The sequence below is a fragment of the Pelosinus baikalensis genome, assembly GCF_020819555.1.
In the GTDB taxonomy this organism is placed as follows: domain Bacteria; phylum Bacillota; class Negativicutes; order DSM-13327; family DSM-13327; genus Pelosinus; species Pelosinus baikalensis.
Window position 1 is genome coordinate 50,098 of sequence record NZ_JAJHJB010000006.1, and the last position, 25,811, is coordinate 75,908.

At 37.2% G+C, this 25,811-nt stretch carries 24 protein-coding genes; 22 read left to right on the top strand and 2 right to left on the bottom strand.

The window, feature by feature from the left end; genetic code table 11:
* The first annotated feature begins 1 nt into the window (after position 1).
* The 4 genes from LMF89_RS06335 (at position 2) to LMF89_RS06350 (ending at position 5,104) form a co-directional block, all read left to right on the top strand.
* Positions 2-1,156, top strand: a complete 1,155-nt coding sequence (locus tag LMF89_RS06335; protein WP_229534386.1) for a 1-deoxy-D-xylulose-5-phosphate reductoisomerase — start codon at positions 2-4, stop codon at positions 1,154-1,156.
* 30 nt (positions 1,157-1,186) lie between these two features.
* Complete coding sequence (gene rseP, locus LMF89_RS06340; RefSeq protein WP_007953569.1) at positions 1,187-2,218, top strand: RIP metalloprotease RseP; 1,032 nt, start codon at positions 1,187-1,189, stop codon at positions 2,216-2,218.
* 99 nt (positions 2,219-2,317) lie between these two features.
* On the top strand, positions 2,318-3,397 hold the full coding sequence (ispG, locus tag LMF89_RS06345; RefSeq protein WP_229534387.1) for a flavodoxin-dependent (E)-4-hydroxy-3-methylbut-2-enyl-diphosphate synthase: 1,080 nt from the start codon (positions 2,318-2,320) through the stop codon (positions 3,395-3,397).
* 3 nt (positions 3,398-3,400) lie between these two features.
* Positions 3,401-5,104, top strand: a complete 1,704-nt coding sequence (locus LMF89_RS06350; RefSeq protein ID WP_229534389.1) for a proline--tRNA ligase — start codon at positions 3,401-3,403, stop codon at positions 5,102-5,104.
* A gap of 138 nt (positions 5,105-5,242) precedes the next feature.
* Here the strand turns inward: LMF89_RS06350 and LMF89_RS06355 are convergent, their stop codons facing one another.
* Positions 5,243-5,581, bottom strand: a complete 339-nt coding sequence (locus LMF89_RS06355; RefSeq protein WP_007934789.1) for an arsenate reductase family protein — start codon at positions 5,579-5,581, stop codon at positions 5,243-5,245.
* A 149-nt stretch (positions 5,582-5,730) separates the two neighbouring features.
* Here LMF89_RS06355 and LMF89_RS06360 point away from each other — a divergent pair, with 149 nt between their 5' ends.
* The 5 genes from LMF89_RS06360 to LMF89_RS06380 all read left to right on the top strand — a co-directional run bounded on the left by LMF89_RS06360 (position 5,731) and on the right by LMF89_RS06380 (position 9,657).
* Positions 5,731-6,555, top strand: coding sequence for an RMD1 family protein (locus tag LMF89_RS06360; RefSeq protein ID WP_369412565.1), 825 nt, complete (start codon positions 5,731-5,733; stop codon positions 6,553-6,555).
* A gap of 69 nt (positions 6,556-6,624) precedes the next feature.
* Entirely contained in the window at positions 6,625-7,017 is a 393-nt protein-coding gene (locus tag LMF89_RS06365; protein ID WP_229534391.1) for a CoA-binding protein, read from the top strand.
* A gap of 3 nt (positions 7,018-7,020) precedes the next feature.
* Positions 7,021-7,344 carry a thioredoxin gene (gene trxA, locus LMF89_RS06370; protein ID WP_007953553.1) on the top strand — a complete coding sequence of 108 codons (324 nt, stop codon included), beginning with the start codon at positions 7,021-7,023 and terminating at the stop codon, positions 7,342-7,344.
* 123 nt (positions 7,345-7,467) lie between these two features.
* On the top strand, positions 7,468-9,393 hold the full coding sequence (feoB, locus tag LMF89_RS06375) for a ferrous iron transport protein B (protein WP_229534467.1): 1,926 nt from the start codon (positions 7,468-7,470) through the stop codon (positions 9,391-9,393).
* Between the two features lie 36 nt (positions 9,394-9,429).
* Entirely contained in the window at positions 9,430-9,657 is a 228-nt protein-coding gene (locus LMF89_RS06380; RefSeq protein WP_229534392.1) for a FeoA family protein, read from the top strand.
* 82 nt (positions 9,658-9,739) lie between these two features.
* On the opposite strand, the gene LMF89_RS06385 is transcribed toward LMF89_RS06380, so the two are convergent.
* Positions 9,740-9,949: a DUF1858 domain-containing protein gene (locus LMF89_RS06385; protein WP_229534393.1), complete on the bottom strand. Its 210-nt coding sequence runs from the start codon at positions 9,947-9,949 to the stop codon at positions 9,740-9,742.
* Between the two features lie 156 nt (positions 9,950-10,105).
* Here LMF89_RS06385 and LMF89_RS06390 point away from each other — a divergent pair, with 156 nt between their 5' ends.
* The 13 genes from LMF89_RS06390 to murA all read left to right on the top strand — a co-directional run bounded on the left by LMF89_RS06390 (position 10,106) and on the right by murA (position 25,809).
* Positions 10,106-10,927, top strand: coding sequence for a polysaccharide deacetylase family protein (locus tag LMF89_RS06390; RefSeq protein WP_229534394.1), 822 nt, complete (start codon positions 10,106-10,108; stop codon positions 10,925-10,927).
* 178 nt (positions 10,928-11,105) lie between these two features.
* Positions 11,106-11,537, top strand: a complete 432-nt coding sequence (gene mraZ / locus LMF89_RS06395; RefSeq protein ID WP_007953539.1) for a division/cell wall cluster transcriptional repressor MraZ — start codon at positions 11,106-11,108, stop codon at positions 11,535-11,537.
* 58 nt (positions 11,538-11,595) lie between these two features.
* A complete protein-coding gene (rsmH, locus tag LMF89_RS06400; RefSeq protein ID WP_229534395.1) occupies positions 11,596-12,534 on the top strand; it encodes a 16S rRNA (cytosine(1402)-N(4))-methyltransferase RsmH in 939 nt (312 codons plus the stop codon).
* A 59-nt stretch (positions 12,535-12,593) separates the two neighbouring features.
* A complete protein-coding gene (locus LMF89_RS06405) occupies positions 12,594-13,016 on the top strand; it encodes a septum formation initiator family protein (RefSeq protein ID WP_229534396.1) in 423 nt (140 codons plus the stop codon).
* Positions 13,017-13,038: 22 nt separating this feature from the next.
* Complete coding sequence (locus tag LMF89_RS06410) at positions 13,039-15,126, top strand: stage V sporulation protein D (protein WP_229534397.1); 2,088 nt, start codon at positions 13,039-13,041, stop codon at positions 15,124-15,126.
* Positions 15,127-15,278: 152 nt separating this feature from the next.
* Positions 15,279-16,781, top strand: coding sequence for a UDP-N-acetylmuramoyl-L-alanyl-D-glutamate--2,6-diaminopimelate ligase (locus LMF89_RS06415; RefSeq protein WP_229534398.1), 1,503 nt, complete (start codon positions 15,279-15,281; stop codon positions 16,779-16,781).
* Positions 16,781-18,139, top strand: coding sequence for a UDP-N-acetylmuramoyl-tripeptide--D-alanyl-D-alanine ligase (locus LMF89_RS06420; RefSeq protein ID WP_229534399.1), 1,359 nt, complete (start codon positions 16,781-16,783; stop codon positions 18,137-18,139). Before LMF89_RS06415 ends, LMF89_RS06420 begins: the two co-directional genes overlap by 1 nt.
* Positions 18,140-18,215: 76 nt before the next feature.
* The gene (mraY, locus tag LMF89_RS06425) at positions 18,216-19,190 is read left to right on the top strand and encodes a phospho-N-acetylmuramoyl-pentapeptide-transferase (RefSeq protein ID WP_229534400.1); all 975 of its coding nucleotides are present in this window, start codon (positions 18,216-18,218) and stop codon (positions 19,188-19,190) included.
* A 1-nt stretch (position 19,191) separates the two neighbouring features.
* Positions 19,192-20,547: a UDP-N-acetylmuramoyl-L-alanine--D-glutamate ligase gene (murD, locus tag LMF89_RS06430; protein ID WP_007953531.1), complete on the top strand. Its 1,356-nt coding sequence runs from the start codon at positions 19,192-19,194 to the stop codon at positions 20,545-20,547.
* Positions 20,548-20,614: 67 nt separating this feature from the next.
* A complete protein-coding gene (gene spoVE / locus LMF89_RS06435) occupies positions 20,615-21,718 on the top strand; it encodes a stage V sporulation protein E (protein ID WP_229534401.1) in 1,104 nt (367 codons plus the stop codon).
* Positions 21,719-21,788: 70 nt separating this feature from the next.
* The gene (gene murG, locus LMF89_RS06440) at positions 21,789-22,898 is read left to right on the top strand and encodes an undecaprenyldiphospho-muramoylpentapeptide beta-N-acetylglucosaminyltransferase (RefSeq protein WP_229534402.1); all 1,110 of its coding nucleotides are present in this window, start codon (positions 21,789-21,791) and stop codon (positions 22,896-22,898) included.
* A 100-nt stretch (positions 22,899-22,998) separates the two neighbouring features.
* Positions 22,999-24,378, top strand: coding sequence for a UDP-N-acetylmuramate--L-alanine ligase (murC, locus tag LMF89_RS06445; protein ID WP_229534403.1), 1,380 nt, complete (start codon positions 22,999-23,001; stop codon positions 24,376-24,378).
* Between the two features lie 177 nt (positions 24,379-24,555).
* Positions 24,556-25,809, top strand: a complete 1,254-nt coding sequence (gene murA, locus LMF89_RS06450) for a UDP-N-acetylglucosamine 1-carboxyvinyltransferase (protein WP_229534404.1) — start codon at positions 24,556-24,558, stop codon at positions 25,807-25,809.
* Positions 25,810-25,811 lie beyond the last annotated feature (2 nt).

The window sequence follows — 25,811 nt, forward strand, 5'->3', positions numbered from 1 at the left end:
AATGCAATCTATAGCAATTTTAGGCAGCACTGGTTCTATTGGCACACAATCTTTAGAAGTTATTGCAGCTAATCAAGATCAATTTTGTGTAACTGCATTAGCTGCTTATCATAATGATATTTTATTAGAGAAGCAAATTGAATATTTTAACCCTAAAATAGCTGTATTGGTTGATAAGAATGCAGCAGACAGGCTTACCAGAAGATATTCGGGATCAACAATTATTTTAACTGGTGAAGAAGGATTATTAGAAGCAGCTATTCACGAGAATGTGAATACTGTATTAACATCTTTAGTTGGGTTTGCTGGTTTAAAACCTACTTTGGCGGCAATTAAGGCTGGCAAACATATTGCATTAGCGAATAAAGAGACATTGGTAGCTGCCGGTGAGTTGGTAACTCAGCTTGCACAAGACAACCATGTAAAGATTCTTCCCGTAGACAGTGAACATAGTGCAATTTTTCAATGTCTGCAGGGGGAAAGTAGAAAAAAAATCAATCGCATTCTTCTTACTGCTTCAGGCGGTCCTTTTCATGGTTTGAAAAGAGAAGAATTAGAGCATGTTACTATAGAGGATTGCTTACGGCATCCGAATTGGTCAATGGGGAAAAAAATTACTGTGGATTCTTCTACGTTAGCAAATAAAGGATTGGAAGTAATTGAAGCTCGATGGTTATTTGATGTTCCATATTCTCAAATTGAGGTTGTTGTACATCCTCAAAGTATTGTTCATTCTATGGTTGAATTTGTAGATGGATCTGTTATGGCTCAATTAGGAAAACCGGATATGAGAGTGCCGATTCAATATGCCCTTACTTATCCTGAAAGATTTGCTACAGAGTATCCCAAACTTGATTTTAAAACACTATCTGCATTAACTTTTTCCGCACCTGATATGGTTAACTTCCCCATATTGCCACTTGCTTTTACTGCAGGGAATACAGGAGGAACATTGCCATGTGTATTCAATGCAGCCAATGAGGAAGCCGTTTATGCTTTTCTGCAAGGGCAAATTCGTTATCTGGATATTTTCTTGGTGATAAGAAGCGTAATGGAAAGTCATAAGGTCACTATGCTGCCTGATCTAAATGACATTTGTAGTGCCGATTTGTGGTCGCGCGTGCAGGCTCAAGAAATTCTAAAAGCTATTAAATAGGTATATAATAAGAAGATAGGAGTGATTCTATTGTTGATGACAACCGTTGCTACCATTTTTGTATTTGGACTGTTGGTATTCGTTCATGAATTAGGACATTTCGTTACCGCAAAAATGACTGGTATGCGAGTAGATGAGTTTGCGATTGGCTTTGGTCCTAAAGTAATTAGTTATAAGCATGGTGAGACGCTATATTCTTGGCGCATTATACCATTAGGCGGTTTCAATAAAATTGCAGGTATGGATCCTGATGAGGAGCAAGATGATCGCTCTTTTAATGCAAAATCGATTCCTGCCAGGATGTTAGTAATTGTAGCTGGATCAACAATGAATTTTGTGTTGCCAATCTTATTATTTTTGACAATTTTTTTGAGCTCAGGTATTGATACTCCTTCAAGCTCTCCCATTGTCGGTAATGTTTTTGCTGATAAGCCTGCAGCGCAGGCAGGATTATCCCTTGGTGATACAATCATTGCGGTGAATAATCAAGAAATTACATCATGGAGAGAATTTGTAAATATTGTACAAATAAATGCTGGTAATAAACTATCATTAAAATATCAACATAATGGTGAAATTAAAACAACGGTAGTAACTCCAGAATTTGACGAAAAAGCCAATCGAGGCATTATAGGTGTGATGCCGCAAATTGAAAAATATCATCCGGGTTTTATCGAAGCATTTGGCTTAGCTGCTAAGCAAACATATGTAGTAGCGAGTAGTATGGTTGTTGGCATTGCGCAAATGATTACAGGAAAGGTTGCTGCTGAAGTAGCTGGTCCAATTGGTGTGGCGCAAATGGCGGGTGAAGTAGCGCAATTAGGCTTGATTCCTCTACTGCAGTTTGCTGCATTTTTGAGCATAAACTTAGGACTGATTAATTTGTTACCAGTACCTATGCTTGATGGCGGGCATCTTGTAACCTTAGTCGTAGAGGGATTAAGAGGTAAGCCCTTAGAGAAAAAGCATATGCAATTTATACAAATGATTGGCTTTGCCTTATTGATGCTTTTATTTTTAGTAGCTACCTTTAAAGATATTTCTAGATTAAAGATTTTTTAAGAACGAGAAAACTTTTTAGAAAGATGAAATCAAGGGGGAATTTAAATTTATTTAAGTAAATTAATTGCCGCCTAGATCGTAGATTTTTGAGGTGAAGAAATGACAGAATTTATGCAACGAAGAATGACAAACCCTGTATATGTTGGCAAGGTAATGGTTGGTGGTACAGCTCCTATCTCTGTTCAATCTATGACAAATACCAAAACTGATGATGTAGCAGGTACAGTAGCTCAAATTATGCAGTTGGGTTCAGCAGGGTGTGATATAGTGCGTTTAGCGGTACCAGATATGTCAGCAGCATTAGCAATAAAAGAAATTAAATCAAAAGTACAGATACCTCTAATTGCAGATATTCATTTTGATTATCGTTTAGCAATTGCTGCAATGGAAAATGGTGTTGATGCTCTGCGGATTAATCCTGGCAATATTGCTGAGGCAAATCATGTTGCAATCATTGTTAAAGAAGCAAAAAAACGAAGTATTCCGATTCGTATTGGGGTGAATGCCGGCTCTTTAGAAAAAAGTATTCTAGAGAAATATGGCGGGCACCCTACGCCTGCTGGCATGGTAGAAAGTGCGATGCAGCATATTGCTATCTTAGAAAAATTAGACTTTCGAGATATTAAAGTATCGTTAAAAGCCAACGATGTTCCTATGACTATTAATGCTTATCGGTTGATGTCTGAAACAGTTAATTATCCTTTGCACTTGGGAATTACGGAAGCTGGAACCATAAAATCGGGAGTGATTAAATCAGCGGTAGGTATTGGTGCTTTATTAGCACAAGGTATTGGCGATACTATTCGCGTATCCCTAACAGGTGATCCTGTGGAAGAAATAAAAGCTGCAAATGAAATATTAAAGTCTTTAGGATTAAGAGAATATGGACCAACTTTGATTTCATGCCCTACTTGTGGACGGTGTAATATCAATTTGGCAGAAATCGCGGAACAAGTTGAGCAAAAACTTAGCCAAGTACGTAAGCCATTTAAAGTTGCTGTTATGGGATGTGTTGTGAATGGCCCTGGTGAAGCAAAGGAAGCAGATGTTGGAATTGCAGGCGGCAAGGGGCAAGGATTGGTATTTCGTAAAGGTGAGATCGTAAAAAGAGTTTCAGAAGATCAGTTAGTAACAGCATTATTCACAGAAATTGACAAACTCATCGAGGAGGACAATTAAACTATGCTTGTATCACAATTATATGCTCCTACATTACGGGAAACTCCAGCGGAAGCCGAAGTAGTAAGCCATCAACTTATGCTGCGGTCCGGTATGATCCGCAAAGCCGCTGGTGGAGTTTATACATATATGCCATTGGCTTTGAGAGTACTTAGAAAAATTGAAAATATTGTGCGCCAAGAAATGGATGCTAAAGGTGGTCAGGAATTATTGATGCCAATTATCCAGCCAGCAGAAATGTGGCAGGAAACTGGTCGTTGGGATGTATATGGTGATGAAATGTTCAGATTGAAGGACCGGCATAACCGGGATTTCTGTCTTGGACCTACTCATGAAGAAATGATTACTACATTGGTACGCTCAGATGTACGCTCGTACCGGCAATTGCCTTTGAAGCTTTATCAAATTCAAAATAAATATCGTGATGAACGACGTCCCCGTTTTGGATTAATGCGTGGGCGCGAATTTATTATGAAAGATTTATATTCTTTTGATAAGGATGAGGAAGGTCTTGCCAAAAGCTATGATCAAATGTATGAAGCCTATACTGCTATTTTCAATCGTTGTGGGTTAACATTTAGGGCTGTGGAAGCTGATGGTGGGGCAATTGGCGGCAGCGGTACTCATGAGTTCATGGTTATTGCTGATTCAGGTGAAGCTGCTATTGTATATTGTCCATCATGTGAATATGCGGCAAATGTGGAAAAAGCGGAATTAAAAGCTATCTCAATACCAAAAGAGGAATTAAAAGCCTTAAGTATCGTTGATACACCAGGGACCAAATCCATAGAAGCAGTAACAACTCTATTAGGAATTAACGCTGATAAGGCAATTAAGACTCTTGTGTATAATACTGATAAGGGCGTTGTAGTCGCCCTAGTTCGTGGTGACCACGAAGTCAATGAAATTAAATTGCAGAATCTAGTGGATTGTTTAACAATTGAGTTAGCAGATGAAAAGACAATAGTGGAAACCCTAGGTAGTACTCCGGGCTTTATTGGTCCGGTTGGTATAAAAATTCCAATGCTTATTGCTGATTCTACTGTTATGAACCAATATAATGCTGTTTGTGGGGCAAATGCTCCTGATAAACATTACTGCAACGTAAATGCTAAACGTGATTTTTCTCCTACGATCATTGCTGATATTCGTTTAATTCAAGAAAATGATCCTTGTCCTCATTGCAGCTTACCAGTGAAAACTGCCAGAGGGATTGAAGTCGGTCAAGTATTCAAACTGCATACTAAATATAGTAAAGCGTTGAAAGCTACCTATCTAGATGTGAATGGGAGAGAGCAGCCTATGGTTATGGGTTGCTACGGCATCGGCGTGAGTCGCACTATGGCTGCAACAATTGAGCAAAATAACGATGAATATGGAATTATTTGGCCGGCAGCGATAGCACCATATCATGTTATCATTGTGCCGATTAGCCCTAAAGATGAGGCACAGATGTCTTTATCAAATTCAATCTATAAAACATTAAATGCGTCAGGTATTGAGGCTGTCTTTGACGATCGTAATGAGCGACCTGGAGTGAAGTTTAAAGATGCTGATCTGATTGGATATCCTTTAAAAGTTACAGTTGGACCAAAAACAATTAATGAGAATATAATTGAAGTGAAAGTAAGACGTACAGGAGAAGTATTGTATTTCGATGTAAATAATTACTTAGAAGATATAAAATCTTTATTGGCAAGATTATAAGCAAGATTATTTTCCTGCCTTAGTTATCGAAAAAAATATAAAAAAGAAGCCACAAAGGTGCTGTCTTTTACATGCTACTCAATATGAGCATCAGGTAAGATTGCACCTTTATGGTTTCTTTATAAGAAAATTAGAGGTTTAAGCTTGCCACTGTTTCCAAACCTCAGGACAGTATCCAATTGTTGCAGCCTTAGAAGTGTTTCTTACGATAGGTGTTTTAAGTAATAAAGGATTGTTCAATAAAATATCCTCTGTATTATGGATGATATATCTTAAATTACTTGCCTCATATTCTTTACTTTCCGTATTAATTAAGTCCTTCAAAGCAATAAATCTTTTTATACTACTTAACTCTCCTTTGCTTAAGGCCTTTAAAGTTAAGTCAATGAATTGATAGGGGATTTTTCGTTCTTTAAAATATCGTTCAGCTTTACGTGTATTTTGGCATTTTTTTGTACCAAAGATTTGAATGTTCATAAATAGACCTCTCTTTATGGTTAGTATCTATTAATAAAATATCCTAATACGCAGAGAAAAGCAATTATAACTAAATATATAGGTTGTTTTAAGAGTGACATAATTCATGAGATAAAATGGCAGGAGTAGCTCAAATGGAGAGTGAGATCATGGCTGAAACGGAGTTTAAAGCAATTGTTCTAAGTAATGAAATTAATTTAAATAAAATTTCTCAACATTTCGGTAGTAATCGTAAATTAAAATGGGAAGAATATTTAATATTAAAAGGTACTGAATTACAAGGTATTGTTCGTGAAATAGAAATGAAAAGAGTATACTTATTCCATTTTGGCAGTATTGTATTTTTGAACTTTCAATATCATGAAATAATGGATGTTATTAATTATTTAAAAACGATTGAAAGCGGTATACATGATACAAATACATTTAAGTATGTTGATGAATATAAGATTGAAATTAACTCAGAAAGTGAATCAGCTATCAATAATGATTATATGGTTACGAAACAAATAGCTGAATACCAATTTGATATTGTTTCTACCGTATTGGCAAAATCCGTAGCTTTAGAAAAGATTGAAGCTGATATTTCTCGGGTTTTAGATGAGATTGAAGAAGTTGTGAATAATTTATACCGAGGAGAGTTAACAGTATCAGATGAAAAACTAGCAAAAATGTCAGCGAGTATTTTAGAATTTAAGTTAAGCACCATTTCGTATGTTATGTTATTGGACAAACCAGCAATTACTTGGAATAATGAGGGTGCTAGCGAACTATTTGATGAACTTACCATCTTATTTGAATTAGCAGATCGTTATGAAAAACTTCGTCATAAAATAGATACATTGATGGATATTATAGAAGTTTTTTCAGGGTTGGCTCATTCCAGAAGGGGAACTCGTTTAGAATGGGCGGTTATCATATTAATTGGTATTGAAATTTGTTTATCCTTATTCGCTTTATTTTTTGAAAAATAATCATAGGTTGACCAGAAATACCCAAAGGTAATATAATATAATAAAAAGTTAATATAAGGAGGTAAATATTTGAGTAACATTGACACTATGCTAAACTTAAAAACTTGGGCAGTGGTTGGAGCAACCGATAATAAAGAAAAATTTGGATACAAAATTTTCAAAGTAATGTTAGAGGCTGGATTTGAAGTCTATCCTATTAATACTGGTGTTGCAGAGATTCTTGGACAAAAATGTTATCCAACACTAAAGGATTTGCCAATAAAGCCAGAAGCTGTAGATATAGTAGTACCTCCTAAAATTGGCGAAAAAATCATGCATGAATGTGCAGAAATTGGTATAAAAAATGTTTGGTTGCAGCCTGGAGCAGATACTCCCCAGGTTATCCGCGTAGCCGAAGAGTTAGGACTTAATGTTATTCATCATGCATGCGTCATGGTAGAAATGAGGAGAAAGGAGGCATAATCAATGGCAAATGTAATTCATGTGAATGAGGAAAATTTTCAGAGTGAAGTAATGGAGTCAAAAGTACCTGTATTAGCAGATTTTTGGGCACCTTGGTGTGGCCATTGTACGAAGTTATCTCCAATACTTGACGAATTAGCTGCTGATCTGGGAGATAAGGTTAAAGTGGTAAAGATTAGTGTAGATGAAAATAGAGCACTAGCGCAACAATATAGTGTAATGAGTTTACCCACTATGATTCTAATTAAAGATGGAGAAAAGGTGGAAAAATTATTAGGGTTTATGCCGAAAGCTGCCATTAGTGATAAAATTTCATCAGTATTATAAAATGGACAACCAATAACAGTAAATGCTGTTATTGGTTGTTTTTTTTTGTTCTAATTATATTACTGATGGAATAGACAATAGCAACATAATTTTTAAGAGTGGGGGCCGGAACTATTGGCAAAAGTGGTTTTAGTTGGTTCGCCTAACGTTGGTAAAAGTGTAATATTTAACTACCTAACTGGTAAATATGTGGCAGTATCCAATTATCCAGGAACCACAGTTGATATTTCTCGGGGGTATAGCAAAATAAATGGAAAAGCATATGAATTTATCGATACTCCAGGTATGTACTCTCTTATACCCATTACAGAGGAAGAGCGAGTATCACGAATGTTATTGTGCCAGGAGAAGCCGGATATTGTATTACATGTAATTGATGCTAAAAATATTCGTAGAATGCTACATCTTACGCTGCAGCTCATTGATATGGGTTTCCCAGTTGTATTAGTTGTAAATTTGATAGATGAAGCAAAGAAAAATGGTATTTTTTTAAAACTAGAGTGTTTATCTGACATTTTGGGAATTCCAGTTATTGCTACCATTGCCACAAAAGGTCTTGGTCTAGGAAAGATTAAAGAAGAAGTTCAACAGTATTCGCCTGGCAAACTTCGCTTTTCTTTACTGTATTCTCCTAACATAGAACAAGCTATTCATTCTATCAGTGCTAAAATAAAAGGAGAGTATGGCTTATCCCGTCGCATGACAGCTCTTTTACTTATACAAGGCGATAAAATATTGTATGCATTGGCAAATCATAAGGAACGTGCATTTCCTGAAATCTTAGCAGAGGTCAATAAGCTTAATTCTTATTACCAATATGATATGGAATATATTCTAGCTGTAGAGCGGCAGCGTGCAATTGATCGTATTTGTGACTCCGTTCTGGAGGAAAGAAAGATATATTCGCGAGGCGTGGGCGAAACATTAAGCCGTTTAACTAGGGAGCCTGTTACAGGCATACCTATTTTATGTTTAGTAATATTTTTTGGAATCTATCAATTTGTAGGGAAATTTGGAGCTGGGTTTTTAGTTGAGTATTTAGATCTGAATCTCTTTGTTCCTTATATTAATCCTTTAATGGAATATTATGTATATCAATATATACCTTGGGATTGGTTACAATCATTAATAATGGGAAAATATGGTTTTTTCACTTTAGGGTTTCGCTATGCATTTATTATTATTTTACCGATTGTTAGCACCTTTTTCTTTATGTTTGCCATTTTAGAAGATAGCGGATATTTACCGCGCTTAGCCATGTTAATGGATTTTATATTTAAAAAAATTGGATTAAATGGTAGAGCTGTAATTCCTTTCGCCTTGGGATTAGGCTGCGGCACAATGGCAGTTATGGTAACGCGAACATTGGAAACACGCCGCGAAAGAATATTAGCTACTTTCTTATTGTCTTTAACCATACCTTGTTCGGCACAGCTTGGTGTTATATTAGCATTATTGTCGGATTCGTTTTTATCTCTAACCATATGGGGGTGTTATATCCTCCTCATTTTTGGAATTGTTGGAAGGCTGTCAGGAAGTTTGTTACCTGGCAATTCTAGTTCATTTTATATGGAAATACCACCTTTGCGGCTGCCAATGTTATCGAATGTATTACATAAGGCTCTTATTCGTATGTGGTGGTATTTTATAGAAATCCTGCCGATTTTCATAATAACTAGTATTGTTTTATGGATTGGTGATCGAACTGGCGTTCTAACTTATATCATATATTCGATGCAGCCGGTCATGAGCTCACTTAGTTTGCCAATTGAAACAGCTCAACCATTTCTACTGGGGTTTTTCCGCAGAGATTATGGTGCTGCTGGATTATATGAAATGGTTACTAGTCATAGTTTAAGTAAAGAGCAGCTTTTAATTGCTAGTGTAACATTGACCTTATTTGTACCTTGTATTGCACAAGTAGCGGTAATGATAAAAGAACGAGGGGTATTTATTTCAATTATAATGTTATGTAGTATTATCTTTTTGGCTTTTATGGGAGGTTTGCTGCTTTCTAAAATATTACCGATTCTTAATCTTTACTTGTAGAAAATATCCTTTAGTCTGATAAAGGGAGTGGACAATATGGCTCACCTTATACCAATTGTTAGGTGTAAAAAGAATACGATGGTACATGTTGTACGTTTATTATTAACAAGTGGGGATCATTTACGCAAACTAACAGCTTTGGGGGTATTGCCTGGGGTGAAAATAGAAATTTTGCAAACATATCCTGCCTATGTATTAAAAATAGGATATACACAAATTGCTTTAGATTATGAAATAGCAAAAAATATTATTGTTGTTCCATAATTAAAAGGGAATTTGCTTGATACTAGTGGTTTTGTTAGAAACACTGAATATATTATAAAAATGACTTGGATTGTACCAAGTCTTAATCAGAAGTGTTATTTTCTATCGCTTTATTTAAAGCATTGATTAATGTCGTTATGTCGATGCCGTGAGCTGCTGCTCCTTGTCCAATATTCTCAAACCGTGCAGCCGCACAACCAAAACATCCCATACCATGATCGCGAAAAATAGCAACCGTTTGGGGATATTGTTCAACGACTTCTGAAATTCTCATATTTTCGGTAATAAGCATAAAACAACCTCCTAATTAACATAATTATTAATACATAGTTTTAGCAAATGATAAAATTTTATACGAACTAGAGGCTAGTATTTTTTGCAAAAGAGAGGTAGAATATTGTAGATAAAGATAAAACAGGGGTCATATGATAAAAGGCGGTGGCAAAAATTGAATATAAAAAAGGGGCAAATCAATATCGTAATAGGGTTAATAATTATATTTTTCTTGATTGCCCTTTCTAAATTCGGTACCCATTCAGTAGTAGCAAGCTATAATAAAAGCAATCCTATTAATCTTCAAGAAGTACCTATTTTAAATTATCATAAAGTGGATATATTAAATCATGCTCTATCTGTTTCACCACGAGAGTTTGAAGACCAAATGGAGTATTTATACCAAAATGGTTATCATACGATTACTCCTGATCAACTTATGGCTTATTTAAAATCGGGTAAACCATTGCCAGACAAACCGATTTTGATTACCTTTGATGATGGCTATCTTGATAATTATACAAATGCATATCCTATCATGAAAAAATACGGTTTTACTGGAACAATTTTTATTGTTACGAATTTTATTAGTAAAGATGAGCGGTTTATGACTTGGGATCAAATAAAAGAAATGCAGCAAAACGGTATGATCTTTGGCTCTCATACTGCAAATCATAAATCTCTTACAAGTCTTACGAAGGAACAAGTTCTAGATGAACTTAGCCAATCCCGTGATGAAATAGCACGGCAATTAGGTAAGGCTCCTAAGTATTTTGCCTATCCAACTGGCACTTATAATGGGGAAATTGAAGACATGGTGAGAAAAACAGGATATAAGGCCGCATTCACTATTGAATATGGGCAGGTTGGTGCTGATAGCGATGTATTCCTTTTGCAGCGGATTCCTATTTTTAAAGGGCAAAAAACTTTTCGAAGTTTCTTCATTCGCTTAAACGGTGCACCCGTCTTAGAAGAACTGGGTATTATAAAAAATTAAATATTTCAGATATAAACTAGGACAAAAGACTTTGATGATGGGTCTTTTGTCTTTTATTTTTAAATGGTGAAGAATTCCTTAAGGATTAAGAAGGATTTTATTTTATAAAGATAGAACACTAAAAGTGGGTAATTGTGGTGAAAAGTGGTAGAGGAATCAAAATGGTGGTGGTAAAATTATGTTAATGGGTGAGTACCTTCATACTATTGATGATAAGGGAAGACTCATTTTACCTGCCAAGTTCCGTGAGGAGTTGGGAGAAAATTTTATTGTTACCAAAGGTCTTGATAATTGTTTGTTTATATATGAAAAAAAAGAATGGGATATTTTAGCAAGCAAGCTAAAGCAATTACCTCTAGCAAAACCTGAAGCCAGAGCCTTCGTACGATTCTTTTTTTCTGGTGGAGCGGAGATTTCTTGTGATAAACAAGGGCGAATATTACTGCCTAACACTCTTAGGGAATATGCCCAGCTTGATAAAGATGTCATAGTGATTGGCGTTTCAAATCGCATTGAAATTTGGAATCGCAGCAGCTGGGATGCTTATAATGAAAAGATTGCTCCTACAGTAGCCCAAATTGCTGAAAGTTTAGTTGATTTAGGTATATAAAGTTGAATATAGTGTGAAAATATAGTGTTTATGAATTTGAATGGGGTGAGTGACTACTGTGGAATTTCATCATGTTAGTGTGTTATTAAAAGAGAGTGTATCTGCATTGGTAACGAATCCTGAAGGTATTTATGTTGATTGTACATTAGGTGGAAGTGGACATGCTGAACATGTTGTCAAACAATTGGGAGCATCGGGGCGATTTATTGGCATTGATCAAGATCCAGTTGCGATAGAAACGGGAAAAGTTAAGTTGTCCAATGCTAAGTGCAAAGTCGATATCGTACAGAATAATTTTCAAAATATTGGACTTGTCTTAGATGAGTTAAAAGTAAATAAGGTAGACGGCATATTATTTGACTTAGGGGTATCGTCACATCAGCTAGATATCGCTGAAAGAGGATTTTCTTATATGCAAGATGCACCTTTAGATATGCGTATGAATCCGAATAGCGATTTTTCTGCTTATGATATTGTGAATAATTATTCGGAAAATCAATTGGCAGATATTATTATTACCTATGGAGAAGAGCGTTGGGCCAAGAGAATTGCGAAGTTTATCATTGAATTTCGAAGTGGTAAAGCGATAGAAACTACTGGAGAATTAGTAGATATCATAAAAAGGGCTATTCCGTCAGCAGCAAGGCGCGATGGACCACATCCAGCGAAAAGAACGTTTCAGGCTATACGTATTGAAGTAAACAATGAGCTAGGAATTTTAAAAGATGCTTTTACTACTTCCATAGAGAGACTTGCTTTGGGCGGGAGATTGTGTATTATTACTTTTCATTCCTTGGAAGACCGGATTGCGAAGCAGACTTTACAGCTGATGGCAAAAGGATGTATTTGTCCAAAAGCATTGCCGATATGTATGTGTAATAATAAACCGCAGATTAAAATCTTAGGTAAGCCGATTGCTCCATCAGTGAATGAGTTAGAAGAGAATCCACGGGCGCGGAGTGCTAAGTTGCGCGTAGCGGAAAAAATAATTTTATAAAAATTGGTGTAATATCATGGGAACTACAATTGTTCTAATTTTAAGGAAGGGGAATATACATGTTAGTAAATAAAAAACAAGATTGGGATATTTATCAACAACCAGAAGTCCCATCCATTAAAAAAAAGTATTTAGTAAAACCTGATATTGCGCTACGAGTGAAATGCTTAACAACAGTTACTATGATTATAGTAGCAGCCATGTTTTTAACTGCATCAAGCGAAGCAATTATACGCTCTGGTTATGAGTTAGTGCAAATGAAGGTAGAAGTCATTAAACTGGAAAAAGAAAACGAATTATTGCAATTAGATATTGCGAAATTAAAATCACCGCAGCGTATTCAGAGCATAGCTACAACTCAGCTAGGTATGGTAATGCCGCAAAATATATATTGTGCGGAAAGTTCTTCGAAAGGTTCTAATTTGAATACCGAAGGAGAAAAAAGTATAGTAAGTATGTTACTAAATCGTAAGAATCAATAATTAAAAATTGGGGGAGTGCCCATTGGCGTCATCATCACATGTTACCATTAGGAAAAGGGTGGCCTGTCTTTTTCTACTGATTGCGGTAATTATGTCAGGACTTGGTTTTCGTCTAATGTATCTCCAATTTTACAGAAGCAATTGGTTAACAGAAAATGCTATCGACCAGCGGGTGAGAGATATTCCCGTAGAGGCAAAGCGTGGTACAATTTTTGATCGTAATGGGAGAGAGCTTGGTGTCAGTATAAGTTCTGAATCTGTATACGCAATACCAGCTGAAATAGTAGATGTAGAAGGAACGGCAGCCAGATTGGCTGCTATTTTGACGTTAGACAGGGATAAATTAGCGGCAAAATTGAAAAGACGTCAAGCGTTTACTTGGGTGAAGCGTAAAGTAGATGGAGAAATCGCCAAAGAAGTACATATGCTTAATTTACCAGGAATCGGATTGACCCAGGAAAATCAGCGTTATTACCCTAATGATAATTTAGCAGCTCATATACTGGGGTTTACGGGGATTGATAGTCAAGGGTTAGATGGAGTAGAATTAACTTTTGACAGCTATTTGAAGGGACGCAGCGGAAGCATAGTGGTGGAGTATGATGCGCGAGGTCAGGAAATACCTTATGCATCTCATCAATTTATAAAGCCGGTAGAAGGGCATAATATTTATCTAACCATTGATATTGTAATTCAACAAATCATTGAACGTGAGCTTGAAAAAGTAATGCAAGACACGAAGGCGCAGGCAGCTACAATTATCGCTATAGAGCCTAGTACTGGGGAAATATTAGCCTTGGCGAATCGGCCGGATTATAATCCAAATCGTTTTGCAGAATTTTCACCAAAATTATGGAGAAATATTGCTGTTTCTAATGCTTATGAGCCAGGATCTACCTTTAAAATTCTTACCACAACAGCAGCATTAGGGGAGAAAGTAGTGAGTCTTAATGAACGTTTTTTTGATCCAGGATCTGTAGAGGTTCAGGGACGAACCATTCATTGCTGGAAAGATGGCGGGCATGGCAGCCAAACCTTTCAAGAGGTAGTTGAAAACTCTTGTAATGTAGGTTTTGTAAATGTTGGTCTTCGATTAGGTGTTGATTCTTTTTACAAATATTTTACTGCTTTTGGTTTAGGAAAACATACGAATGTTGATTTGCCAGGGGAAGCAAAAGGAATCGTTATTGAGAAATCACAGGTTAAGCCGATTAATATTGCTACTATGTCTATGGGGCAAAGTATAGCTGTAACGCCGTTGCAGTTAGTAACAGCAGTAGCAGCAGTGGCTAATGACGGGCAGAGGCTTAGACCCCAGATTGTTCGAGAGGTAAAAGGGAAAGATGGCGAAATCATTCGTGGTTTCACCCCGGATATTATCAATCAAGTTGTTGATGTGGCAACTGCTCAGGAAGTTAAAAAAGTATTAGAGAGTGTTGTAGCAAATGGTACAGGGAAGAATGCTTATATCGAAGGATTCCGTATTGCAGGTAAGACTGGTACCGCTCAGAAAGTCGGAGCCGGAGGATATATGCCAGGCAAATACGTCGCTTCTTTTGTTGGGTTTGCACCAGCTGATAAGCCGCAGATTGTAATGGTTGTCATCATTGATGAACCTGTAGGCTTATATTATGGTGGCCAAATAGCAGCTCCTGTTTTCACTGGCATAATGAATGATGTCTTACAATACTTAAAGATTGCACCAAAAATTGCAGAAGCAGATGCAAATACAACAAAGGAAACTCACGTAGTTGTGCCAAGTGTTATAAACTTATTAGTTGCAGAAGCAACGCAGGAACTGAAAAAATCAGGCTTATCTGTAAGAGTTGAGGAGACCGGTGAACGTGTGGCAGATCAGATACCAAAGCCGGGCAGTCGCATGCCAAAAGATTCTAGTGTCTTATTATATACGATGACCCCAAGATACGGTGCAGGAGAGATTACAGTTCCTGATTGTACCGGACAGTCGCTGCGTGAGGCGGCAGATACATTAGCTGAGGTGGGACTACGAATCAAGCCTATCGGAGTGGGAACAAAAGCGATAAAACAAGAACCTTTAGCAGGCACTAAAGTATTGCCTGGAAGTGAAATTACAATGTTCTTTGAATAACTTTTTTAAAAGTAAAAAGAGAAAAGTATGTATTGAAAAGGATAAATAAGTAATTTTAAGTAATAGAAAGTTTGCTGATATGGTAATCTGCACATGGTTATGATAATATTGGTAACAATGGTAATAATAGTTGACATATAGGAGGTATTTTCATGGGAAAAAAATTGAAAGAATTAATTGATTTATTACCAAATGCGATAATAGACGGAAATGAGAAAGTCGCAGAAACAGTAATTGCAGATTTAGCTCAGGACTCTCGTAAAATCACACCAGGAACTTTATTTGTTTGTTTATCTGGTGCTAAAACAGATGGTCACGACTATATTGTGCAGGCCTATCACCAAGGCGCAGTAGCCGTTTTGGTTGAAAAAGATATTGATATCATTCCTCAGGGGTTAACAGTCATAAAAGTAGCGAATACTCGAGAAGCGATGATAAAGATTGCTCCATATTTTTTTGAATATCCAAGTTGCAAATTACGCATGATTGGAGTTACGGGGACAAATGGTAAAACTACCACCACCTATTTAATCAGAAGTATATTGCAACAGGCTGGGTTTCATGTAGGAGTAATCGGGACGATTCAAAATAGTATTGGTGATAAAATAGTACCTACTCAAAATACTACGCCTGATGTGATTGATTTACAAAGACTGTTAGCCGAGATGGCAGAGGCTAATATGGATTATGTAGTTATGGAAGTGTCTTCCCATGCTCTAGCTCTTAATCGAGTGGCTGGTTGTGAATTTGATGTCGGTATCTTTACGAATATGACTCGCGATCATTTAGATTTTCATGTAACCTTTGAGAGGTATTTAGAAGCGAAAACAAGATTGTTTCAATTACTTAGTAGTAGGGATAATCAGAAAGAGGGCAAGACAGCTATTATTAATACAGATGATAAGGCTGCTGCATTTATATTAGAACGTACAGGATGCAACACGATTACATACGGTATTGAGAATTATGCGGATTTACAGGCTAAAAATACGAATATTCAAGCGAAAGGCGCGGAATTTGATATTATTGGTTCTTTTGGCATTATGCCATTGCAACTCAAAATAACGGGATTGTTTAATGTATATAATGTTTTATCGGCAGTAGGTGCAGCTTTGGCTGAGGGTATTGATGTTCCTATTATTAAAGCTGCTTTGGAAACGTTTCAAAGCGTATCAGGCAGATTTGAGCTGGTAGACGGGGGGCAACCTTTTAGTATCATTGTAGATTATGCTCACACGCCGGATGGGCTAGAAAATATTTTAAAGACTGCCCAACAAATTGCTAAAAAACGTATTATTGTAGTTTTTGGTTGTGGTGGTGATCGCGATAAGACAAAAAGACCAATTATGGGGAATTTAGCTGTCCAATATGGCAATATTGTAATTGCTACATCTGACAATCCTCGAACGGAAGATCCTGAGAATATCTTGAGTGAAATTGAAGTAGGTATTCAAGAGTCACTGACATCAGGAAAGATTTACGAGAAAATTATTGATAGACGCCAAGCGATTGAGCGTGCTCTGCATGTAGCTGAAGCGGATGATATTGTAATTATTGCTGGTAAGGGACATGAGAACTACCAGATTCTAAAAGATAGAACCATTCCATTTGATGATAAAGAAGTAGTAAAAGCCATCATCAAGGAGATGAAATAATGGCGGGATTTACAGTTGAAGAAGTTTGTCTTGCTACAAAAGGAACGCTAATTGTTTCTGCACAACCAAAGGGATTTACAGGCGTTTCCACAGATACGCGTACGGTACAAAAAGGTGACTTATTTATTCCGCTAATTGGTGAAAATTTTGATGGACATGAGTTTATTCATCAAGCGATAGAAAAGGGTGCAATTGGTGTTGTTTTTAGCCATAAAGATATGACACTGCCCCAGCAGATTACGGCTATATTCGTTACCGATTCTTTATTGGCGCTACAAGATTTGGCACGTTTTCATCGCCAGCGCTTTACTATTCCTGTCGTGGCGATTACTGGATCCAATGGCAAGACGACTACAAAAGATATGGCTGCGGCTGTTTTATCCAATCAGTTTCATGTATTAAAAACAGAGGCGAATTATAATAATGAAATCGGGTTATCTTTGACACTGCTGCAGCTTACACAGGAACATGAGGTGGCAGTGGTGGAAATGGGGATGCGAGGTAAGGGGCAAATCCGCCAATTAGCCAATATTGCATTGCCCACAATCGCCATCATAACAAATGTTGGTGAGACTCATCTTGAATTGCTGGGATCCATGGAAGAGATTGCTGCTGCTAAAGCGGAATTACTGGAAGTAATACCAGAAAATGGTGTGTCGATATTAAATGGTGATAATGTTTATGTGCGAGAAAAGGCCAAAAAAGCAAAGAGTCGTATTGTATTTTTTGGGCTGCAAGAAGGCGATATTAAGGCTGATAACATTCATATAAAAGCACAGAGTATAGATTTTGTGTGCCGCATGACTAATGATGTTTTTACAGTAGACATACCAACGACTGGTAAACATAATGTTTATAATGCTTTAGCTGCAATTGCTCTGGGCATAGAATTAGGGATGAATGCTGACAGTATCTCTTCAGGATTTAGAGCTTTTAATGCTAGCCCTATGAGGTTACACATTGAAAGATTAGGTGATTACTTGGTTGTGAATGATGCATATAATGCGAGCCCCATGTCTATGGTAGCCGCTATTGATACAATGCTTGAAGTTGCAAAAGGTCGCAAAGTGGCTGTGCTTGGCGATATGTTAGAACTAGGACAGATTGCAGTATCTGCTCATGAAGCCATCGGGGAAAAACTAGCTCAATGCGGGATTGAAATTGTTGTAACAGTTGGGGAGTTAGCAGCCAGCATTGCTAATAAAGCGAGTTCTTGCGGTATAAGCCAGGTTGTGGTCTGCTCTAATCATGAACAAGCGCAAGCAGAATTAAAGAAGCTGCTTATGCCTGGTGATACGATCTTAATAAAAGGATCAAGAGGAATGAAAATGGAAAAGATTATTAATATGTTCTTATAAAAAGCTGTTTTAAGAATGCAAAGATGCTAAGCGAAGATATTTTTAAAACAGGATCTGAAGGGTTTGGAGGTTGAATATGCAGGAGTTGTTATATGCTTCAGCGATGGCATTCATCATAGCTTTAATTATCGGACCCCTGATAATTCCTGTACTTAGCAGGTTGAAGTTTGGGCAAAGTATTAGACAAGAAGGCCCTGAAAGTCATTATGCTAAAGCTGGTACACCGACAATGGGTGGTATTATTATCTTAATCGCTCTTATTATTCCTGTTCTTATTTATGGTGGTAAGAGCCCGGAAATTTGGTTAGCCTTATTTGTAACAATTGGGCATGGGCTAATTGGTTTTTTAGACGATTTTATTAAAGTTGTCTTAAAACGTTCGTTAGGACTAAAAGCAAGGCAAAAACTATTAGGGCAAATTTTTATGGCTGTAGCCTTGGCGTATATTGTTACTAATTATATGGGACGGGGTACTGATGTATGGATACCTTTATTAGGCTTTACTGTTGATTTTGGACCATTGTACTATGTGTTAATTTTTTTAGTTTTGATAGGTACTACCAATGCTGTGAATCTTACAGACGGACTTGATGGTTTGGCCGCTGGAACGACTACGGTGGCAGCAGTAGCATATGCGGTTATTGCTATGAGTTTTGCAAAACCTGACTTGGCTATTTTTTGTGTAGCATTAGCTGGTGCAAGCCTTGGCTTTTTGAAATATAATGCAAATCCTGCCAAAGTGTTTATGGGGGATACTGGTTCATTGGCTTTAGGGGGAGCCTTGGCTGCTGTGGCAGTAATGACAAAAACGGAACTATTACTTGTTATTGTTGGTGGCGTTTTTGTACTTGAAGCCTGTTCTGTAATTATTCAAGTGGTTTCATTTAAGTTAACAGGCAAGCGAGTCTTTCGTATGAGTCCCATACATCATCATTTCGAATTGTCAGGTTGGTCTGAAAAAAAAGTAGTTACAGTATTTTGGTTAGCAGGAGTTGTTTGCAGCCTTATCGCTTTAATTATTCTAGTCGTTAGTCAAACTGGAGGAATATAAAATGCATTTTAAGGGAACAAAGATCTTAGTACTTGGTGCTGGTATCAGCGGTATCTCTGTTGCCTGTGTTTTACAAAACCGTGGAGCACAGATAACATTAAGTGATTCTAAATCAGCGGAATTATTAAAGAATAAGGATTTCTCGCCCATACATCAATGTGGAGTAACCCTGGCGTTAGGTCAACAGGGAGAGGAATTGCTTCAGGATATAGACTATATCGTACTGTCTCCTGGGATATCAATTGAAATTCCATTAGTAAAAATAGCTAAAGCTAAAAATATTAAAGTCATGAGTGAAATTGAAGTAGCATATCAATTGTGTACAGCACCTATTGTGGCCATTACAGGTACAAATGGTAAGACGACAACGACAACATTGATTGGTGAAATGGTAAAAACAACAGATCGCAATGTAGTTGTAGGAGGAAATATTGGTTTAGCCTTGTCACAAGAAGTGGCTGAAGTGGGTGAAAATGGTATAGTTGTAGCTGAAATATCCAGCTTTCAATTAGAAGGCATTATTGATTTTAGGCCTCGTGTGGCTGCTATTTTAAATATAACTCCTGATCATCTGGATCGACATCATTCGCTAGAGAATTATATTGCGATGAAAGAACGTATTTTTGCAAATCAAACAAAAGATGATTATATCGTTCTAAATTATGATGATATAACTGTACGAGAAATGGCGAACAAAGTTCCTTCTAAAGTTTTCTTTTTTAGCAGGAAGGTAGAATTAGATTCGGGAATATTTGTAAAAGATGGAATGATCATTATTAAGTGGCAAGAAAAAACATATATTGTATGTCCAATTAGTAAAATACAACTTAGAGGTGGACATAATATTGAAAATGTTCTCGCCGCTTGTGGTGTTGCCTTCTTTGCAGGTGTTACTTTAATTTCTATGGTGCAGACCTTATTCAATTTTACAGGTGTTGAGCACCGAATTGAAAAAGTAACAGTGGTCAACGGTGTGCCTTACTATAATGACTCGAAAGCAACGAATCCTGAGTCATCAATTAAAGCCTTAGAGGCTTTTGAACAACCTATCATATTAATTGCAGGCGGACGAGATAAAAATACAGATTTAACTGCTTTTATGAAATTGATCAAAGAAAAGGTGGAGCATTTAATTTTATTAGGTGAGGCTCAAGAGAGATTTGAAGCAGCGGCAATTAAGCATGATGTATCGCAAATTCATAATGTAAATAGTTTGTCTGAAGCTGTACAATTAGCATATCACCTTGCAAAGGAACCGCAAGTCGTGTTATTATCTCCGGCATGTGCTAGTTATGACATGTTTACGAGTTATGAAGAACGAGGAAAAGTATTCAAAAGATTAGTTTATGAATTATAAGAAAATATCATTGGATAATTTTGTTGAGTTGAATGTGAGTGGCATTCAATGATGGGAGGGAATTCCTTTGGCGGTTAGACCTAAGTCGCCGGATTTTATTCTTTTTTTTGCTGTTATTGCATTATTAAGCTTTGGTGTTGTAATGGTGTATAGTTCGAGCGCAGTCTCAGCCTATGTCAACTTTGATGATAGTTATTATTTTTTAAAGAGACAGCTTATTTGGGTAACTTTGGGAGTCACGGTAATGCTGGTAACTCTAAATGTGGATTATCATGTATGGCGCAAATTTGCAAAACCTACATTGCTATTAACAATAGTACTTTTAATCTTGGTACTTGTACCTGGATTTGGTAAAGTCGTAAATGGAGCGCGCAGGTGGCTTGGATTTGGTTCCTTATATTTACAACCATCGGAAATTGCCAAACTAAGCATGGTTTTATATTCTTCCGCTAGCTTAGCTCGCAATCAAGAAAAAATAAGCTCATTTATCAAAGGGGTTGTACCTCAATTACTTATCTTATTAGTTATTTTTGGCTTAATTCTGAAAGAACCTGATCTTGGGACAGCATTAGCAATTGGTGGGACAGTTTTTATATTGTTGTTTACTGCAGGTGCAAGATTATCTCACTTAACCTCTCTAGGTCTTGTTGGTGTTACTGGAATTATTGCAGCCATTCTCTTAGAGCCTTATCGTCTAAAACGATTACTGGCTTTTAATGATCCTTGGGCTGATCCTCTCAATACGGGTTACCATATTATCCAATCTCTTTATGCTCTGGGTTCAGGCGGTTTGTTTGGTGTGGGGCTTGGACGCAGTAGAGAAAAGTTTTTATATCTACCAGAGCCTCATACCGATTTTATTTTTGCGATTCTAGGTGAGGAGCTTGGTTTCATTGGTACGGTAACGGTAATTTTGTTGTTCTTTTTATTTGCTTGGCGTGGATTTAAAATAGCTATTTCTGCACCAGATATTTATGGAAGTCTATTAGCTGCTGGTTTAACTACAATGATTATTATGCAAGCTCTGATGAACATAGCTGTGGTTACAGCTTCTATGCCGGTAACAGGAATCCCCTTACCGTTTATTAGTTTTGGTGGCTCTGCATTAATTTTTACTTTGCTCGGGGTAGGAATATTGTTAAATATATCAAGATATATTCATGATAAATAGGGTGGCTGGTGGTAAGAATTTCTGATAAAATAACCGAAGTTATTTTTGGAGTTAAGGGGGCAAGTCCGATATGCGGATTATTATGTCTGGCGGGGGAACAGGTGGCCACATCTACCCCGCCATTACTATCGCTAAAGCGTTACGAGAGAAAGTTAAATACTGTGAAGTATTGTTTATAGGTACTCAAAGTGGTTTAGAAGCTGACATTATACCTAAAGAAGGATTTACGATTCAGTTTATAGATGTAGCAGGATTTGAGCGGCGTTTGTCGGTAAAGAACATACAAACGATAGCCAAAACAATAGGAAGTGTTTGGCAGTCTCAGAAAATTATCCGGCAGTTTAAGCCCGATATTGTTATTGGGACAGGCGGTTATGTTTGTGGGCCTGTTTTATTAGCAGCCAGCCTACTTAAAATTCCAACAATGATTCAGGAACAAAATGTAATTCCTGGTATTACGAATAAGATTCTATCTCGTTTTGTCGATAAGATCGCTTTAGGGTTTACAGAAGCAAGTGAAAATTTTCCAAATCAAAATAAACTGTTTTTTACTGGAAATCCCATACGTCAAGAAGTTATATCTGCCAGCCGAGAAGAAAGCATAGCGGCTCTTGGTCTTGATCCGACCAAACGTACGATATTGATATCCGGCGGCAGCAGAGGGGCTCGCAGCATTAATCAGGCCATGATAAAGGTTCATCAGTTTTTTGCAGGCAGCAAAGAGATACAACTATTGCATGTTACTGGGCAAAGCGAGTATAATGGCATAGTTGGAAAATTTACGCAATGTGGTATAGATATAACGGCAGCTGGTAATATTATCATCAAACCATATTTATACAATATGCCTCAAGCACTAGCCGTAGCAGATCTTGCGATCTTTAGGGCTGGTGCCCTTGGACTAGCTGAATTAACAGCAAGAGGGGTTCCATCGATATTAGTTCCTTATCCATACGCCGCAGAAAACCACCAGGAGTATAACGCTAGGGCGATGGAGCGGCAAGGAGCGGCCATTCTCATTCGTGACAAAGAACTCAATCATGATATATTAATTAAAAGCATTAGTGAATTAATGAATAATCCGCAAAAATTAGATATGATGTCTCTGGCAAGCAAAAAAATAGGTCGCCCTAAGGCTGCTGAGAGTATTGCCCAGATGGCTCTTAATCTGATTAAATAACATTAAATATTAAGCTGTAACACCCTTGTGATGATCTGCATACTATAAAACACGCATAAGAGCTGATAGGTAAGGGTGCCCAAGAAAGGGGAGACATTTTTTGCTAAAAGATATAAAAAAAATTCACTTTGTTGGCATAGGTGGTGCTGGTATGAGCGCAATTGCCAAAGTCTTACTACAAATGGGATATATTGTTTCAGGGTCTGACCTTACTAAATCTGAGACTACTGCTAAACTAGAAAAAATAGGGGCTCATATATATTTAGGACACAATGAAGAGAATCTTCAAGATTCTCAAGCAATCGTAATATCAACAGCTATTCCTGAGACCAATCCTGAGGTTAAATTGGCAAGGAAAAAACAGATTCCGGTTTTTCATCGTGCGGATATTGTGGCATATTTAATGTTGCAGTATAAGGGGATTGCTGTTGCTGGTGCTCATGGTAAGACGACAACGACATCGATGATTGCCGTTATGCTTGAACATGCAGGAGTGGATCCGACTGTAATTATTGGTGGTGAAGTTGATTATTTAAATGGCAATGCTAAACTGGGATCAGGTCAATATTTAGTCGCTGAGGCAGATGAGAGCGACGGCTCCTTCTTGAAGTTTTCACCCCATATTGCCGTAGTTACGAATATTGAGAATGATCATATGGATTTTTATAAAACGATGGAAAATGTGTTAGATACTTTCAAAAAATTCTTACATAAATTGCCACCAAGTATAGGTTTGGGTATTGTATGCTTTGATAATGAGAATATCCGAAATTTAGTAAATGAAGTAGATCGTCCCTATATTTCTTATGGAATTGATCATACTGCTCAATACATGGCGCGTAATCTTTCGACTCAAGGAGCCACGACTACTTATGATGTATATCATAATGAACAGTTATTAGGGTCTATTAAAATAAATGTTCCAGGAAGACATAATGTGGGGAACTCTTTAGCAGCTGTTATTGTTGGTTTAAATATTGGTCTTACCTTCCAGGAAATTGCAGAAGGTTTGGCTCATTTTCAAGGCGCTAAACGCCGCTTTCAAACGAAGGCTAGAATTAATGGAGTTTGGATTATTGACGATTATGCTCATCATCCTACTGAAATTGCAACTACGTTATTGGCAGCCCGCCAGACAGAGCCGAATCGGTTAATTTGTGTATTCCAACCTCATCGCTATTCACGCACTGCATTTTTACGTAATGAATTTGGCTCTGCTTTTCAATCAAGTGATATATTAGTTCTTACCGATGTGTATTCAGCGGGAGAAGCACCAATTCCGGGGATCACAGGTGAGGTCTTGAAAGAGGAGGTTGAACGCCAAACGAGTAAGAAAGTAATTTATATTGCGGATAAAGATAAAATAGCTAGGTATCTTAGTCAAATTGTTGAACCTGGTGATCTGGTTATTACCATGGGAGCTGGAAATGTTTACTGTGTAGGGGAAGAACTAATTGAATCCTTAGTGCAAAAACAGTAGTTATAGAATTTGTCTCCCCTAATGGGAGACATTTGTTTCTATGAAAAAATTGGGTTCCTATAATATCATTTAATTACATAATTAAGTGATTGTTTAAATTTGTGATGATACTTGGTGTAAGCCAAGTTTTCTAATTGAGGTATAGGGTGATTGTACTTTTCTAGGAGGGGGAAGACGGTGGAGAAATTTATCGTCAAGGGGGAAGTACAGTTAAATGGAACGATTAGGATAAGTGGAGCCAAGAATGCGATATTGCCGATTATGGCAGCAACACTATTATGTTCTGGTGTAAGCATTATTCATGACGTTCCTTACTTACGAGATATTAAAGTTATGCAAGATATTCTAACCTTATTTGGGGCTAGAATTATTAGAGAACAGAATACATTATTAATTGATACATCCAATGTACAGGATGCGGATATTCCAGAACATTTAATGCGAGAGATGAGAGCATCTATCTTTTTGATGGGACCATTGTTAGGCCGATTTCATAAAGTAAAACTTTCTTATCCTGGAGGCTGTGCGATTGGCCCAAGGCCCATTGATCTACACATAAAGGCATTAGAAAAAATTGGGGCATCAGTTAAAGAAAACTTTGGATTTATTGAAGCACAAGCTACTTGCCTGACTGGTGGTGAAATTAATTTTGATTATCCTAGTGTAGGTGCTACGGAAAATGCTATGATGGCGGCAGTACTAGCTAATGGTGCAACGATTATTCGAAATGCAGCCCGTGAGCCAGAGATATATGATTTGCAAGTATTTCTTAATAAGATGGGTGCTAAAGTAATCGGAGCTGGCACTGATACTATTAGAATTGATGGTATAAAAAAATTAACGCCTGCTGAACATATTGTCATGTCTGATCGCATTCAGGCTGGTACGTTTCTGATTGCCGCAGCCATTACCCATGGTGACGTAGTTGTAGAGAATATATTATCAGAACATATTTTTTCCGTGACAGATAAGCTAAAAGATATTGGTGTGAAAATTACGACAGGAAACAATTCAATCCGGGTAAGAGGGGGAGATTTGCGTGGTGTTGATATTAAAACATTACCATATCCAGGTTTTCCCACGGATTTGCAAGCACCGATGTTATCTCTAGTAACAAATGCTAAAGGAACGAGTATTATAACAGAAACAATTTTTGAAAATCGTTTTAAACATGTAGATGAATTAATGCGTATGGGAGCTAAAATAAAAGTAGAGGGTCGTACTGCTATTATACGCGGTATACCGAAATTAACAGGAGCCATCGTTGCTGCCCATGATCTTAGGGCTGGTGGAGCATTAGTTCTAGCGGCTTTGGCAGCAGAAGGCGTTTCTGAAATAGAAAATGTATATCATATCGATCGGGGATATGAAGCGTTAGAAGAAAAACTTAGAAGTTTAGGTGCAAATATTTCACGCCATAAAAAGGACTAGGG

What these genes read in the sequence shown, in the direction of transcription:
- LMF89_RS06405 (WP_229534396.1), top strand. Translation starts at nt 12,594, where the DNA reads ATGTTAGTAAATAAAAAACAAGATTGGGATATTTATCAACAACCAGAA.
- mraY (WP_229534400.1), top strand. Translation starts at nt 18,216, where the DNA reads ATGCAGGAGTTGTTATATGCTTCAGCGATGGCATTCATCATAGCTTTA.
- murD (WP_007953531.1), top strand. Translation starts at nt 19,192, where the DNA reads ATGCATTTTAAGGGAACAAAGATCTTAGTACTTGGTGCTGGTATCAGC.
- LMF89_RS06380 (WP_229534392.1), top strand. Translation starts at nt 9,430, where the DNA reads ATGGCTCACCTTATACCAATTGTTAGGTGTAAAAAGAATACGATGGTA.
- LMF89_RS06355 (WP_007934789.1), bottom strand. Translation starts at nt 5,581, where the DNA reads ATGAACATTCAAATCTTTGGTACAAAAAAATGCCAAAATACACGTAAA.
- mraZ (WP_007953539.1), top strand. Translation starts at nt 11,106, where the DNA reads ATGTTAATGGGTGAGTACCTTCATACTATTGATGATAAGGGAAGACTC.
- LMF89_RS06360 (WP_369412565.1), top strand. Translation starts at nt 5,731, where the DNA reads ATGGCTGAAACGGAGTTTAAAGCAATTGTTCTAAGTAATGAAATTAAT.
- LMF89_RS06350 (WP_229534389.1), top strand. Translation starts at nt 3,401, where the DNA reads ATGCTTGTATCACAATTATATGCTCCTACATTACGGGAAACTCCAGCG.
- LMF89_RS06335 (WP_229534386.1), top strand. Translation starts at nt 2, where the DNA reads ATGCAATCTATAGCAATTTTAGGCAGCACTGGTTCTATTGGCACACAA.
- trxA (WP_007953553.1), top strand. Translation starts at nt 7,021, where the DNA reads ATGGCAAATGTAATTCATGTGAATGAGGAAAATTTTCAGAGTGAAGTA.
- LMF89_RS06415 (WP_229534398.1), top strand. Translation starts at nt 15,279, where the DNA reads ATGGGAAAAAAATTGAAAGAATTAATTGATTTATTACCAAATGCGATA.
- murG (WP_229534402.1), top strand. Translation starts at nt 21,789, where the DNA reads ATGCGGATTATTATGTCTGGCGGGGGAACAGGTGGCCACATCTACCCC.
- ispG (WP_229534387.1), top strand. Translation starts at nt 2,318, where the DNA reads ATGACAGAATTTATGCAACGAAGAATGACAAACCCTGTATATGTTGGC.
- LMF89_RS06385 (WP_229534393.1), bottom strand. Translation starts at nt 9,949, where the DNA reads ATGCTTATTACCGAAAATATGAGAATTTCAGAAGTCGTTGAACAATAT.
- LMF89_RS06420 (WP_229534399.1), top strand. Translation starts at nt 16,781, where the DNA reads ATGGCGGGATTTACAGTTGAAGAAGTTTGTCTTGCTACAAAAGGAACG.